This window comes from Chryseobacterium sp. JAH, assembly GCF_001507335.1.
Taxonomy (GTDB): domain Bacteria; phylum Bacteroidota; class Bacteroidia; order Flavobacteriales; family Weeksellaceae; genus Chryseobacterium.
Window position 1 is genome coordinate 719,186 of the sequence record NZ_LMAH01000001.1, and the last position, 13,116, is coordinate 732,301.

The following is a 13,116-nucleotide window of genomic DNA, read 5'->3' on the forward strand; positions in this document are numbered from 1 at the left end:
AATATAAAAAATATCAGATGATGTTAAATTTAGTTAAATAATTTATTAACAACGTATTAAAATATGAAATATCTTAAAAAAAACTAAATTTTAATAAATTCTACAATACAATATTTTAATATAAATGAATATTTCACATTGAAGCAAAGCCTTATTTTACTGAAATACCCACCGAAAAACTGTTTTAATGTCTCATTTTCATACATTCTCAATCTTGTTGACTAAAAATTGACAGGAGCTTTAAAAAATAAAATTTCAGAGATTGCATAATATTGTTGTAAATTTTTGTTAAACACACAATTGTCTTTACCTTTGGTGCAGTATTTGACAAGGTTAAAAAAAATTGAAAATGAAAAAATATATCATAGCCATTGCATTGGTTTTAGGAACCGGCGCAGTGATCACTACAAGCTTAAACTCATGCTCTACACTCGCGACCTCAGATCTGGGCCTGGCAGTAATTAAAAGAGTTTTGCTGGGAGGCATAAATAAAGGAATGAGTATATATGGTAATAAGGAAGCATTTCTGCAGAATAATCTCGTAGATAAGGCCTTGCCAAAACAATTACGTGATATTAATACCACTTTAGAGAAAATAGCGCCTTCGCTTGTTGCTAAAGAAAGAGAATATATTGCTGATGCTGCGGTTTACACAGTGAATATCTCAAGACCAATTTTAGAAAATGCTGTAAACAGTTTGAATGCACAGGATGTAACGAGAATTATTCAGGGAGAAAAAGGAACAGCCACTTTAATTTTAAAAGAGAAAACTTCTCAGCAGCTTGTTGCAGCGATCGCCCCGAAGGTGGAGCAGGAACTGAATAAATATGGAATTGTAAAAACAATCAATACCGCTCTATCAGGAAGCAATCTTTTGGGAAGTCTTTTGGGTAGTGGAAATAGCAACAGCAACGTCAATGCTGGTGGCTTGAGTATGTTGGCTTCAGAACAGATTGTCAATGGTTTATTCAATATTATTGAAGATCATGAAAAGCAGAATTCTGCATCACTTTTAGGACCACTTGGAAAATAATTATTTTTTCATTATATTTATATAAATAAGTAGCAATAATGGACATATTACAAGGAAATCAGCACGCTAATCCTGAAGAATTTTACATTTCATTAAAAGAAAAACTTGAAGATCATCACGATTTTCCTGAGGATTATCTTTTTAAATTTATCATTCCGACCGATGAGGCAAAGCTTACAGAAATATATAAAGTTTTTGACGGAATCAAATTTACATTGGGCAACCGCGAGAGTAAAAACGGAAAATATACTGCCTGCAATATCAATGCGTTCGTACTGGATGCAGATCAGGTAGTAAGAATCTACAAAGAAGTTGCCACCATAGAAGGTGTCATCTTATTATAGAAATAAAAAAGTCAGCGATTGCTGACTTTTTTTATTTTTAATTATTAAGATTACTGTTCTATAAAGAATTTTACATTTTCTACAGGTCTTCCAAGCATTGCCACGGAACCTTTAATAAGAATCGGTCTTTGAATTAACGAAGGATTTTCTGATAAAATCTGCAGCCATTCATCATTACTATAATTTTTCCCTGCGTACTTTTCCAAATAGAGCTTCTCTTCTTTTCTGATGATATGAAAAACATCTTCATTAAGCTTTTTTAAAACCGTTTTCAGTTCTAAAACAGTCAAAGGATCTTCCATGATGTTGATGATTTCAAACGGCACTCCGTTTTCGTCCAGATACTCTAAGACGGCATTTGATTTTGAGCAGTTTCCGTTATGCAGAACTTTTACCAACATTATATTTATATTTAATTTTGTCTCGTGAGTCTAAAACAATTTTAGAACCAAAACGCAATGGGATTATTTTTTTTAACTAAGATTAAAACAATCCGTTTAGTTCTGTTTCAATCTTCTCTAAAATCAATCCGAAATCTTCAGGTTTTTCTACAAAATCTAGATCATCAACTTCAATAATAAGAAGTTTACCCTCGGTATAATTGGAAATCCATTTTTCGTATTTCTGATTCAGTTTAGACAGATATTCGATACTGATTGACGCTTCATATTCTCTACCTCTTTTGTAAATTTTCTTTACGAGATTAGGAACATCAGATTTGAGATAAATCAATAAATCAGGAGCCGACACGAAAGTTTTCATCAAATCAAATAGAGAAGCATAATTTTTATAATCTCTGTCTGACAATAGCTTCATATCATTTAGGTTTTCCGCAAAAATATGAGCATCTTCATAAATCGTACGATCCTGAATAATATTTTTTCCGCTGTCTCTGATTTCTTTTACCTGACGAAATCTGCTTCCCAAAAAGTAAATCTGAAGTGCAAAACTCCACTTACTCATGTCTGCGTAAAAATCTTCCAAATAAGGGTTGTGATCTACATCTTCAAACTGTGCATCCCAACCGTAATGTTTTGCCAACATCGTCGTTAAGGTCGTTTTTCCTGCTCCAATATTTCCGGTAACTGCAATGTGCATACTTTGTCTTCTGTATTATTTTTTAAACATCATGGATTCTAAAAACCAAGATTCTGAATCTCGTCTAAAAGCTTCAGCATATCGGGTTTTTCAGACTTTTCTTTCATCAATTCTTCTACAGTTTTCTCAGTGTCATTTTGAGGACTTTCAATCACTGTGGATTTTTCAGAATCTCTGGTATTTTCGAGGTTGTAAAGATAAAGGTTGTTGCCTTTGATTTCAAAATATGCAAGGGAGTTTTTTTCCACAATTTGAACATCTGGATCTTCGAAAATTTTGATGAGTTCTTTCTCGGGAATATATTTAAAAACCGAATTTTTTCCTATGATTAAAACAAATTCGTTTTCCCTCCTCAAGCGCTTTCCGTTTTCTACAGGAGTTTCGTAAAGTTTTTCAAATTTCAGGTTATAAATCCTAAACTGATTTTTGGTTAAAACATAAACTTTGTTTTCAAAAACCAAAAGATCAATCAAATCATCAAAACTTGCGTCAAATGGGTATGAATTGATAGTGGTATCATTCCTGAAATTATATTGCAGCAGACGTTTAGTACTTTCATCGAGCAGCCAGATCTGTTGCAAATCTTCAGCATACGCATGTTTGATGTACGTGAATTTCTGTTTAAAATCTATCTTTTGTATTTCATTTAAATTCTGATCTACAAATTTCATTTCCTGAGCATTTTCAGAAAAAAGGGCAATACTCAAAGGGTTCTGCACTCCCTGAACTTTAAAAGGAACAGTAAACATTAACTTACCCAGTTGCCTGCCCAGCGAATCATACTTCGTAAAACTGAAATCTTTGTTTTTATAGAGATAAATATTTCCATAATCATCCGCAAACAAGTCTCTCACCTCTTTGATTCTCAACGTATCAAAAGGAAGAACTCTCTGCGCAGAAAGTGAACAGATCATAAAAACAAATAAGAATGTGAAAATTTTCAAAAAATCTATTTTACCAACGATAGCGCTCCGTGGGAACGCTACCAATTTACATTTTTTTTATTTTAAAACCTGTTCGAAATTATTTGATTGTAAGTTCATATATCTTCGGCCAGTTTTTACCTGTGATCACCATATTATCACCCTTAAAAGCAATTCCGTTAAGTACATTTTCGCTGTTTGCTTTTGTGTACTGATCTGCAATTTGAGATAGGTCAAATTTGCCTACAACTTCACCATTTGCAGGATTTATTTTAAGAATTATATTTTTATGCCAGACATTTGAGTAGATAAACCCTTTATGATATTCCAATTCATTGATCTGGTCATAAACTTCAGAATTTCCCGCCACCGAAATAAACTTTTCCATTTTTGAGGGATCATTCGGATTTAGGAAGTAAATATTTTTAGTTCCGTCTGAAACCATCAGATATTTTCCGTCGGTTGTCATCCCCCAACCTTCACCGATTACATTGGGATAAGGAAACTCACCAATAAGCTCAAAAGAATTTTTGTCATAAATAAAACCTTTTTTCGCTTTGTAAGTCAACTGATAAATTTTATTGCCTAGGCTTGAAATTCCTTCAGAAAAAATGGTATCCGGTTGTTTTGCTTCTTTTATTACAGATTCACTACCAAGATCATATTTCATAAATTTAGAAGCACCATCAAGTCCCACACTTTCGTAAACTGTATTTCCTTCCATATAAAAACCTTCTGTGAAACTATTAGGATCATGAGGATATTCTGCCACAAGAGTATAACCCATTTTCACTTCAGGATTTTTTGCAAAAACGTTGATTGTTGCATCTTGATTTAAAATCTCTCCGCCCTTCGTTTTAATAGTAAAAGTAACCGCATTATCGCCTAACGTAAAATATTTAGAATCTATGGTAAGACTTGACGTTTCTTTGTCTCCAAAACTGATTGAAATACTTTCTGCATTATCTAAAACATCCTTAGGAAGATCCAATTTGTCACCGAAATGATACCCTTTGGTTTCCATAGAATTGTTGTAATCAGCCAAAGAATTAAGTATTTTTTCGTCATTACTACAAGATACGAACAACAGAAGTGCTGCAAAACCTGTTATTATTTTATTTTTCATTATTATTTCTAAAATATTTCCCCAAAAATAGCAAATTTTATTCCTCTTTACTAATTTCGGCTGTGGGTTGACCAAATTGCAAAATATAACCGTTGTTATCATAGATCGCAAATTCTCTCATTCCCCACTCAAAGTTTTCTATTTTGTAACAGATTTTGGTAATTGTTTTCAGGTCTTGCCAAAGATCATTTACGTCATTTACATTAAAATAGAATGAACCCGAAAAACCTATTTTATCAAAGTTTTCGTGCTCATTGGGTTTTGTAATCATCATTTTCACACTGTCTTTTTGCAAAAAAGCCCACTGCATCTCAGAATTTGCATCCACCAATGCAAATTTTAAAATATGAATGTAAAACCCAATAGTTTCCTCAAAATTCTCAGTCCAGATTACCGGAAAAAATGAATTGAATTTTATCATCAGTTTTCGAGATAAAGTTTCAGGCTTTGACCAATGATTGTATTCCAACCCTGCGTAAAATTTTCAATTGAAAAACCTTCTCCCAAATCGCTTAGGTTTTCTATTCCTTCGTGTACCAGTGTCACTTTAGTCATGTTTCCATCAGTTTCAAGTTCCCAGGTTACTGTTGTTTTCTGGTCTGAAAATGAAGGATAAAACCACGTATGTCTCAATTTTTGATTCTCAATAATCTCTAGAATTTCGATTCTGTGAAGATATTTTTTTTCTTCTCCCGGTTCGTAGAAATCAAAAGATCTTCCAACTTCCGCGTGAAAATCTGGAATATTAAAATACCACGAACTCATTTCATTTTGATCTACCAGTGCTTTCCAAACCTTTTCTATCGGTGCATTGATCTTTTTTGTGACAACAATTGGAGTTTTCATTTTGTATTTTTAAAATTTACATAAAGCTAACTGTGCGCAAATCCTGTAATTTTAGCTTCATCAAAATCAAGCTGCATCTCGATGCTTCTCATGACGTGATCGTCAAATATTTTCTCACGTTTCATCCGGTGTAGTTCATTTCTTTGCGCCTGTATTAGTTGTCTTACAACATCTTTATTTTCATTCATAGCGGTGACATAGTCTCCTGTAGAAGCCATACACTGTGACTTGTCTGCCATCATCAACATTTCATTTTCTAGTCTGTGTTTCTGATGACGAACCATGCTGTTGGTAACTGCCAATTCAGAAAAGTCAGATTCTAACTTATTTAAAGCCGTCTCTTTCAGTTTTCTCATCAGAATGACTTCCTGTTTTTCTTCGGGTAAATCGCTTCCGGCATCATCTATTTTCAGAAGTTTCAGGATCGGAGTCAACATTAGACCCTGCCCGACTAAAGTTATCAAAATAATCACAAAAGTCACAAATAAAATAATATTACGGTGTGGAAAAGCATCTCCGTTTGGTAAAAATGCGGGAATTGATAGTGCCGCAGCTAATGAAACCACCCCACGCATTGCTGCAAAACTGATGATAAACGGTTCCCGCCAATCGGGTTTCGGATTTTCAGATCTTAACTTTTTAGACAAAAACCAAGGAAAATACATGATGGAATAACTATACAACAATCTTGTCAAAATAATTGCGCCACCAATGACGATACTGTAAAAAATACCTTCTGAAATGGTGTAATCTTTCATTGCTGCTACAACAACAGGTAATTCTAAGCCGATTAAAATAAAGATTATTGTATTCATCACGAAAATCAAGACGCTCCAAACGTTTCCTGACTGAATTCTCGAAGTGTGACTCAAGTAACAATGCGAATTGTAAGACATCAACAATCCACCTGCAACGACCGCCAAAACACCCGAAAAATGAAAATGTTCTGCACCAACATACAAAATATAAGGAACGATAAGTGTAATGACTGTATCAATATTTGAATTGGAAGGAATCAGTCTTAAAAAGAATCCGAAAAGCAATCCGACAGCAACACCGATTGCGATTCCGCCAACTGCCATGCTGAAGAAATCACCGATTGCTTCTCTCCAGATAAACTGTCCGGAAATAACTGCCGCCAAAGCAAATTTAAATACAATTAAACTTGATGCATCGTTGATTAAGCTTTCGCCTTCCAAAATACTTGTTATTTTCTTTGGAATTTTCATGTGTTTTAAAACCGAAGTTGCAGCAACAGCATCCGGCGGAGAATTGACTCCACCCAACAAAAATCCCATTGCCACGGTAAGTCCCGGAATTATTGATGAAGAAAGGTAAGCAACTACAATCGAGGTCAGAAAAACCAATCCGAAAGCCATTGAAAAAATCTGCTTTCTCCATTTATGAAAATCCTGCCAGGAAGTAAACCAGGCCGCTTCAAACAAAATAGGCGGAAGGAAAATCAGGAAAACCAAATCCGGCTCGATCTCTATATGCGGCATTCCCGGAACGAGACTGATAATCAATCCGGCAATCACAAGGAAAATCGGATATGCCACTTTGAGCTTTTGACCAATCATTACCAATATCATTACAGAAAGTAAAACTGCAATGGATATAATGACGTATGTGTGAATCATATTAATTTTTTAAATATTTTTATTTAATTCTAAGTAATAATTTTTCGCTTTGTGTTTCTGTGCTTGATCTAAATCAGTGATCTATAAATTCCGCTTTTTCATCAAATTTAATAACAGGTAAATCATATTCTTTGAGAATTTTAATCACTCCGGTTTTATTTGAAAAATCTATATCACTATCATCAGTTAGATATGTTTTTCCATTTTCAAAAACAATATCATAATATGGCTCATTCGGTTCATCAGGTTTTGTAAATGGTACTAACGTTCTGATTTTATATTTATCTGAAAATATTTTACCCAAATAAAGCTGTCTTTGTTCATGGTAAGTATCAGGAGTTCTGTATATTGATATGACAAAACTAAATTCTTGAATTCCAAAATCTTCTTGCGTGTTAAAAATAATATGATTTGGATTATCTAAATTTAATTTTTCCGGTTGGTCATTATTTAAATCACAATAAAAAACTGTCAGATCAGAAAAAACTTCGGACAATGTATTTATAATTTGATCGTTATCAAGTTTTTTACTTAAATAAAAATCTTCCATAATATTTTGATTAATAAATTAAAACCATGAATTTTATTAAATTTCGCTACTTTAAAGTACAATATTATTTTTAGCAACAATTGCAGCCGGAAGATCAGTTTCATCCAGCATATCTCTCATATCAATTTCAATGGTGCGGCTAATTTGAGTGATCGGAACGTCATTCGGACTTCCTTCAAACGGGTTTACCGAAGCTTCACCAACGCTGTCTAAAGTATGAAAACACCAAGTCACTAATAACGAAAAAGGAATATTAAACCATAAGGTGTAATCTGCCAAAACAGTACCCTCTCCCATTTTATCAAACTCTTTAATCAATCCGAACGGAACGAATACAATAAACAAAAGCAAAAGATACGTTGTAATCGAAGAGAAGTTTCTCGGATACGGAAAGTTTTTAATTCTTTCTGCTTTTCCTTGATTATCTGTAAATTTTACAAGCTGATGATTAATCTGCGACCATTGAAAATCATTGATCTCACCCTTATTATAGGCCTCAGACAGATCTTTACTCTGCAAAGCAACCAATTGTGTTGCTCTGTTTTTTTTGCTTAATACATAGTGAAGTTCTTCGTCAGAAAGGTATTCTTTTAAATCGGTCTCGAGAGTTGAAAGTCTTTCAGGAATTTCATATTTCTGAGCATATTCTTTAAATTGTGCTGTACTCATGTTTTCCCAGTTTCTGGATTCACGAAGTTGAAAACGAAGCGCTGTAAGCCAACCATAATGACGCTTAAACATGATCTTTACTTTATCTGAATTTTTTTCTGATAAAGAATCTCTCAGAATATATCCGAAACTTCGGCTGTCATTGATAATTGCGCCATAAATCTGCCGCGCTTCCCAAAGCCTGCTGTAACTCGCATTATTTTTGAAACCGACGATAAAAGCAACGGCTGTTCCCATGATGGCAATCGGCTGCCACGGAAACGAAACAAAAGTAAATCCTAAATAATAAAGAACAGTCGGAATTGCCGACATGATAAACAAAATGTACAGACTTCTCCTTGTCCACATGATAAATTCTATCGGTCCGAATCTTTTTCCTGAATGCATTTTCTTAGTTTTTTAATATCTTAATTTCTGATAAATGGAATATTGTTGTAAAATCCTATCTGTACCTGTCCGCGGTTTTTGTTTTCCTGAATCTGATTCATGTAACCCGCTTCGATTCTCATATTTTTGTTGATGACAAAACCTAAAGCTCCGTAAACTCTGTTTCTGTCTAAAACCGGACTGTCGAGATGCAGGAAAATTTCATTGTAAGCTGAAATGTACAAAGTTTTTGGCAACATTTCTTTGCTGGTAACAGGAACATTAAAACCTAAATAATAACGAAACCTCATCCTGAAATCATCCTCTAAAAAACGCTCTTCCAAACGGTAACGATGCTGAATATTAAAACGACCGAATTTTTGTTTTGTAATAAATTGCTGGAAAATACGATGTTCAATATTTTCAGTTTTTTCTCCATTCACGTAAGGCTGACTCAAGATAAAACCATATCCTAACAAAATATTATTGTTGTTTTCTGTAAGATCATAACCAATTCCGGTACGTATTAAGAGTTGTTCCAAATCTCCGATTCCGTCAAAATTACGGTATTGAATTTCATTATGAAAATTAAGTTTTTTACTGATTTTGTTGTTTCCAAAATACATATACCATGCACCCAAATCACTGTTTTGAGCACTAAAAGGTACAGAAAAACTGATAAGAAGCAAAAAAACCAACGTTCCGAAAATCTTCATATTTTATTGTTTATTAGTATTATCTATCACAAATAACAAAATTAATACTTTAAATCAATAATAACAAATAAATAATCAGAACTCTAATTTGTCTTTCATCGTAAATTTCATTTGTATACACAATTATAAAATAATAACCGACAGATTAATCTGTCGGTTATTATTAACGATAATTTATAAAAATGTAAAAAATTAAGAATGTTGCATTTTAGCCGGATCATCATAATTGACCATCCAGTTGATTCCGAACTTGTCGGTAAACATTCCGAAATAAGCACCCCAGAATGTATCTGCAAGAGGCATTGTAACTTCTCCGTCCAGAGACAATCCGTTGAATAATTTATCGGCTTCTTCTTTAGAATCTGCATTGATTGAAACCGAAAAATTGTTTCCTACTTTCAGATTAGAAGACCACTCTCCGCCGGTATCACTTCCCATTAACACTGTTTCTTTAGAAATCGGAAGCGTAACATGCATAATTTTGTCTTTTTCTTCTTCAGGCAAATCTTTTCCTTCCTGTGGAGGCATTTCGCCAAAAGTTCCGATGTATGGAAATTCACCGCCAAAGACTGATCTGTAAAATTCGAAAGCCTGTCTGCAGTCTCCGTTGAATGTCAAATAAATGTTTACTGTTGCCATGATTTTAGTATGTGTAAATGTTAAATGCTAGATGTTGGATGCTAAAGTTATTAGTCAATACGTGCTACTTATTATCTATGTTGATCAATCAGAATCATATTTCCGTCAGGATCTTTGAGGAAAATATGTTCAGGTCCGGAAGTGGCTTCGTCGGCTTCTCTTTCCAGTATCACCTGATTTTCTTTTAAATGTTTCTGAATATCGCGCACATCATCAAAGACTTCAATATTATTAGCATTCTCATCCCAACCGGGGTTGAAAGTCAGCATATTCCCATCGAACATTGCCTGAAAAAGCCCAATTAAAGTAGTTCCGTTTTTCATGATCAGATAATTACTTTCCGTATTTCCACCCATTGTGCTGAAGCCTAAATTCTCATAGAAAACCTTTGACTTTTCTAAATCTTTAACGCTTAAGCTGATGGAAAATGCTCCTAATTTCATATTTTGATGTTTTCTTCGTTGTATGTTGAATTAATTTAAACGCAAAGCTCGGAAAGTTTTTTTTAACTAACTATTTTTAAATTCGCATAGGCGCTTCACTTATTAAAGAACAAAGGGTTGTCACTTGTATCCTTTAAACGGAATGATTGAAAACATTTTGTCTCACTTACGGTAAAACCTATTTTTTGCTTAAAGCCAATTTATATCCAGCTAAAACCAATCCCCAAACCAAGATTCCTAAAACCCAGAACCAGATTGGAGTTGGTAAAACGATCATATTGTAAATTGTGAAAGAAAGAAAAATAAGTCCGCAAATAATTGCGGCAGTAGGTTTTCCGTTTTTTGCAATTTTTGTAGAAATAAAACCGGAAAATAAAGCACCCAAAGCATATCCCATAATAACCATAAATTTGCCCAAGAAAGGTAAATTTTCAATATACGATTTGAAAGCTTCCATATCATTCGCCTTCATCCCAGCCGGATACGGATGCAAGATATGATTAAGTGTTTCTACTCCCCAAACGCAAATAGAACCGGCAATAATTCCGGCAATAACTCCCAAAATAATTCTTAACATGATTATTGGTTTTTTAAATTAGTTTTAAAATCTAAAGTACCGTCGTAGCTTTTCCAGTTTCCGATCCATTCTATGTAAGGATTTTCTACTTTTTCAGTTTTTTTATTCCACTTAAAAGTGTAGATAAATTTTCCTTTAAAAACTCCTGAATGTTTTCCTTTATTCTCTTCAGCCAATTCGTAATCACCGTACACGACTCCTTTCTTCTTCCCGTCTTTGTATTTCGTAATGGTTAATTTACCTTCGTACTTCGTTGTATTATTGTCAACCACAGAATATCCCGAAACAAAATATTCCTGGTCATTTTTTTTGTTTTGTTCAGAAATTTCCACTTTTAGCCTGATTACTTCATTATCGTTTCCAATGGTTCCGATATAAGGTGCAGACTGATTGAGCCAGACATTAGCAATATTGGGCATTTGTGCAAAAGCAAAATTGGCTGTCAGGATGAGAAGGCACAAAAGTTTTTTCATTGTAGTTTTTATTTAAATATCACTTTAGAAATTTTGGTATGATAAAAATTAGCAAACCAAAAGTCCGTCTTTTTACCACTGTCATTGTTTTCATACACTCCTTTAAAAGTTGTATTGCAAAATTTATGGACGGCACTCATTTCTTTTGCTGTCTGAATTCTAAACTTACCTTTAAAAAACCATCATCAATATCGGGCTGAGTTCCGTTTAATTGAAAATCACCGAAAACTAACATTAGATCAGATCAATCTTTTACATTAAATACATAATTAAAAGTGAGTTTTCCTGAACACGTCAAAGCTTCTCACTCAATGTGTAAACTCCTTTTACAAGATAATTTTCCGGCTTTTTGGAATCTTTTATGACTGTCACAAATTTGACATCCATTTTCGCATTATTCATTTCACCATCAAAACCCAATTTTTCATTTAGAATTATTTTGCTGAAATCTTCATTTTTTAAAGGAAAATCATTTGACTGTGCATAGAAAGTGAAAATGGAAAAAGTAAGAATAGAAATATTTTTATTGTATCAAAATCTTTACACTCCAAACTGAGCCAAATGATGATTCAGATGCTTGGCAAACATATTATTCCATTCGTCAGATTTCAATTTGCCAAAAGAAAAAGATTCTTTCTCATGAAAAGCTGAAGCTCCCAACTGCTGCGTTTTCTGTATAAAACCAATCAATCTTTTCTTTTCATCATCAAAACTTCTTCTTCCGGTAATGACAAACTGAGGTGCTGTAGGAGAATCTCTAGGATAGGCTTTTTCTCCGACCACTTTAGGTTTTACGAATCTTTTTAAAATAAATTTTGCGATAGATCCTGGTTTTTTATGTTTTTCAGGCTCATACACCATTTCATAGGTTATGCAGCAATGTGCAAGCATCTGATCAACCGTCATTCTCCCCCACAAACCGTGAGTATCTTCCACTAAATTATTTATTCTATTGATATAATTCTGAGCGTCTTTCGCATCAAATACGTTTTCCATAGTTTATCAAATTGTATAGAAACAAATATAATATTATTTCAGATGATTTTAAAAATTGTTTTTAATTCTCAATTGCGAATTCTTTAATGGTTACTGTTTTTAAATTATAACAAAAAGCTCCTCACAAAAATCTGTAAGGAGCTGAATATTTTAATTATCGATGAATTATTTAGAAACCGCTTTTTTCATCGCAGCATCGGGACGCAATATTCTGTAACGCACTTCCATATCCTTTGGTATGTAAAAAACCAATGGCAATTTACTGTTGTATCGTACAATCTCAGGCTGCAGAGACACAAATTTCTTGGTCTTTTTCTGATCCGGACAACCCATCAAAGTTCCGCCCGTTTCTCCATTAGATTCAACTTCATAATAGCTGTAACCCCAGCCTTGTACATCTTGCGTGTTGACTTTCCCTATCAAAAAATGTTTATTGCAGTCGAGTAATTTTTCCGCACCAACAAAAAATTCAACTTTGAGATCATTTTCGTTTTTTGCAATGGGCAATTGAATGTAAACTTGTTTATATCCTTCTTTAGCTTTTGGAAACATATCAATCTGAAGCTTTTCAAACTTCTCGGTTTTCTTTTTCTGAGCACATACATTACTTACTGCAAACATCATCAATACTACAGATACTGCTTTTAAAAATTTCATAATTGTTTCGTTTAAAATTT

At 33.6% G+C, this 13,116-nt stretch carries 18 protein-coding genes; 2 read left to right on the forward strand and 16 right to left on the reverse strand.

Annotated features, from left to right (window positions below; genetic code table 11):
- Positions 1-349: 349 nt before the first annotated feature.
- Together AR685_RS03355 and AR685_RS03360 are read left to right on the forward strand one after the other, a co-directional pair.
- Complete coding sequence (locus AR685_RS03355) at positions 350-1,033, forward strand: DUF4197 family protein (RefSeq protein WP_047446067.1); 684 nt, start codon at positions 350-352, stop codon at positions 1,031-1,033.
- Positions 1,034-1,071: 38 nt separating this feature from the next.
- A complete protein-coding gene (locus AR685_RS03360; protein ID WP_047446065.1) occupies positions 1,072-1,377 on the forward strand; it encodes a DUF493 family protein in 306 nt (101 codons plus the stop codon).
- A gap of 50 nt (positions 1,378-1,427) precedes the next feature.
- Here AR685_RS03360 and AR685_RS03365 read toward each other — a convergent pair whose 3' ends face one another.
- The 16 genes from AR685_RS03365 to eco all read right to left on the reverse strand — a co-directional run bounded on the left by AR685_RS03365 (position 1,428) and on the right by eco (position 13,096).
- The gene (locus tag AR685_RS03365) at positions 1,428-1,778 is read right to left on the reverse strand and encodes an ArsC/Spx/MgsR family protein (RefSeq protein ID WP_047446063.1); all 351 of its coding nucleotides are present in this window, start codon (positions 1,776-1,778) and stop codon (positions 1,428-1,430) included.
- A gap of 82 nt (positions 1,779-1,860) precedes the next feature.
- Positions 1,861-2,475 carry a deoxynucleoside kinase gene (locus tag AR685_RS03370; protein WP_047446061.1) on the reverse strand — a complete coding sequence of 205 codons (615 nt, stop codon included), beginning with the start codon at positions 2,473-2,475 and terminating at the stop codon, positions 1,861-1,863.
- 38 nt (positions 2,476-2,513) lie between these two features.
- Entirely contained in the window at positions 2,514-3,419 is a 906-nt protein-coding gene (locus AR685_RS03375; RefSeq protein ID WP_059123776.1) for a hypothetical protein, read from the reverse strand.
- A gap of 79 nt (positions 3,420-3,498) precedes the next feature.
- The gene (locus AR685_RS03380; protein WP_059123709.1) at positions 3,499-4,524 is read right to left on the reverse strand and encodes a glutaminyl-peptide cyclotransferase; all 1,026 of its coding nucleotides are present in this window, start codon (positions 4,522-4,524) and stop codon (positions 3,499-3,501) included.
- Between the two features lie 37 nt (positions 4,525-4,561).
- Positions 4,562-4,945, reverse strand: coding sequence for a VOC family protein (locus AR685_RS03385; RefSeq protein WP_185113232.1), 384 nt, complete (start codon positions 4,943-4,945; stop codon positions 4,562-4,564).
- On the reverse strand, positions 4,945-5,370 hold the full coding sequence (locus AR685_RS03390; protein ID WP_047446056.1) for an SRPBCC domain-containing protein: 426 nt from the start codon (positions 5,368-5,370) through the stop codon (positions 4,945-4,947). Before AR685_RS03390 ends, AR685_RS03385 begins: the two co-directional genes overlap by 1 nt.
- 26 nt (positions 5,371-5,396) lie before the next feature.
- Positions 5,397-7,010: a Na+/H+ antiporter gene (locus tag AR685_RS03395; RefSeq protein WP_059123710.1), complete on the reverse strand. Its 1,614-nt coding sequence runs from the start codon at positions 7,008-7,010 to the stop codon at positions 5,397-5,399.
- A 73-nt stretch (positions 7,011-7,083) separates the two neighbouring features.
- Positions 7,084-7,560, reverse strand: a complete 477-nt coding sequence (locus tag AR685_RS03400) for a hypothetical protein (RefSeq protein ID WP_059123711.1) — start codon at positions 7,558-7,560, stop codon at positions 7,084-7,086.
- A gap of 51 nt (positions 7,561-7,611) precedes the next feature.
- Complete coding sequence (locus AR685_RS03405; RefSeq protein WP_059123712.1) at positions 7,612-8,616, reverse strand: bestrophin family protein; 1,005 nt, start codon at positions 8,614-8,616, stop codon at positions 7,612-7,614.
- A gap of 20 nt (positions 8,617-8,636) precedes the next feature.
- Complete coding sequence (locus AR685_RS03410) at positions 8,637-9,311, reverse strand: DUF2490 domain-containing protein (protein WP_059123713.1); 675 nt, start codon at positions 9,309-9,311, stop codon at positions 8,637-8,639.
- A 192-nt stretch (positions 9,312-9,503) separates the two neighbouring features.
- The gene (locus AR685_RS03415; RefSeq protein WP_059123714.1) at positions 9,504-9,950 is read right to left on the reverse strand and encodes a VOC family protein; all 447 of its coding nucleotides are present in this window, start codon (positions 9,948-9,950) and stop codon (positions 9,504-9,506) included.
- 71 nt (positions 9,951-10,021) lie between these two features.
- Positions 10,022-10,393 carry a VOC family protein gene (locus AR685_RS03420; protein WP_059123715.1) on the reverse strand — a complete coding sequence of 124 codons (372 nt, stop codon included), beginning with the start codon at positions 10,391-10,393 and terminating at the stop codon, positions 10,022-10,024.
- Positions 10,394-10,571: 178 nt separating this feature from the next.
- Entirely contained in the window at positions 10,572-10,970 is a 399-nt protein-coding gene (locus AR685_RS03425; RefSeq protein WP_047446044.1) for a hypothetical protein, read from the reverse strand.
- A 2-nt stretch (positions 10,971-10,972) separates the two neighbouring features.
- Entirely contained in the window at positions 10,973-11,443 is a 471-nt protein-coding gene (locus tag AR685_RS03430) for a hypothetical protein (RefSeq protein ID WP_059123716.1), read from the reverse strand.
- A 540-nt stretch (positions 11,444-11,983) separates the two neighbouring features.
- The gene (locus AR685_RS03435) at positions 11,984-12,439 is read right to left on the reverse strand and encodes a DUF1569 domain-containing protein (RefSeq protein WP_047446040.1); all 456 of its coding nucleotides are present in this window, start codon (positions 12,437-12,439) and stop codon (positions 11,984-11,986) included.
- A gap of 165 nt (positions 12,440-12,604) precedes the next feature.
- On the reverse strand, positions 12,605-13,096 hold the full coding sequence (gene eco, locus AR685_RS03440) for a serine protease inhibitor ecotin (protein WP_059123717.1): 492 nt from the start codon (positions 13,094-13,096) through the stop codon (positions 12,605-12,607).
- Positions 13,097-13,116 lie beyond the last annotated feature (20 nt).

Coding starts and splice junctions, on each gene's coding strand:
- AR685_RS03355 (WP_047446067.1), top strand. CDS start 350: ATGAAAAAATATATCATAGCCATTGCATTGGTTTTAGGAACCGGCGCA.
- AR685_RS03360 (WP_047446065.1), top strand. CDS start 1,072: ATGGACATATTACAAGGAAATCAGCACGCTAATCCTGAAGAATTTTAC.
- AR685_RS03365 (WP_047446063.1), bottom strand. CDS start 1,778: ATGTTGGTAAAAGTTCTGCATAACGGAAACTGCTCAAAATCAAATGCC.
- AR685_RS03370 (WP_047446061.1), bottom strand. CDS start 2,475: ATGCACATTGCAGTTACCGGAAATATTGGAGCAGGAAAAACGACCTTA.
- AR685_RS03380 (WP_059123709.1), bottom strand. CDS start 4,524: ATGAAAAATAAAATAATAACAGGTTTTGCAGCACTTCTGTTGTTCGTA.
- AR685_RS03385 (WP_185113232.1), bottom strand. CDS start 4,945: ATGATAAAATTCAATTCATTTTTTCCGGTAATCTGGACTGAGAATTTT.
- AR685_RS03390 (WP_047446056.1), bottom strand. CDS start 5,370: ATGAAAACTCCAATTGTTGTCACAAAAAAGATCAATGCACCGATAGAA.
- AR685_RS03395 (WP_059123710.1), bottom strand. CDS start 7,010: ATGATTCACACATACGTCATTATATCCATTGCAGTTTTACTTTCTGTA.
- AR685_RS03400 (WP_059123711.1), bottom strand. CDS start 7,560: ATGGAAGATTTTTATTTAAGTAAAAAACTTGATAACGATCAAATTATA.
- AR685_RS03405 (WP_059123712.1), bottom strand. CDS start 8,616: ATGCATTCAGGAAAAAGATTCGGACCGATAGAATTTATCATGTGGACA.
- AR685_RS03410 (WP_059123713.1), bottom strand. CDS start 9,311: ATGAAGATTTTCGGAACGTTGGTTTTTTTGCTTCTTATCAGTTTTTCT.
- AR685_RS03415 (WP_059123714.1), bottom strand. CDS start 9,950: ATGGCAACAGTAAACATTTATTTGACATTCAACGGAGACTGCAGACAG.
- AR685_RS03420 (WP_059123715.1), bottom strand. CDS start 10,393: ATGAAATTAGGAGCATTTTCCATCAGCTTAAGCGTTAAAGATTTAGAA.
- AR685_RS03425 (WP_047446044.1), bottom strand. CDS start 10,970: ATGTTAAGAATTATTTTGGGAGTTATTGCCGGAATTATTGCCGGTTCT.
- AR685_RS03430 (WP_059123716.1), bottom strand. CDS start 11,443: ATGAAAAAACTTTTGTGCCTTCTCATCCTGACAGCCAATTTTGCTTTT.
- AR685_RS03435 (WP_047446040.1), bottom strand. CDS start 12,439: ATGGAAAACGTATTTGATGCGAAAGACGCTCAGAATTATATCAATAGA.
- eco (WP_059123717.1), bottom strand. CDS start 13,096: ATGAAATTTTTAAAAGCAGTATCTGTAGTATTGATGATGTTTGCAGTA.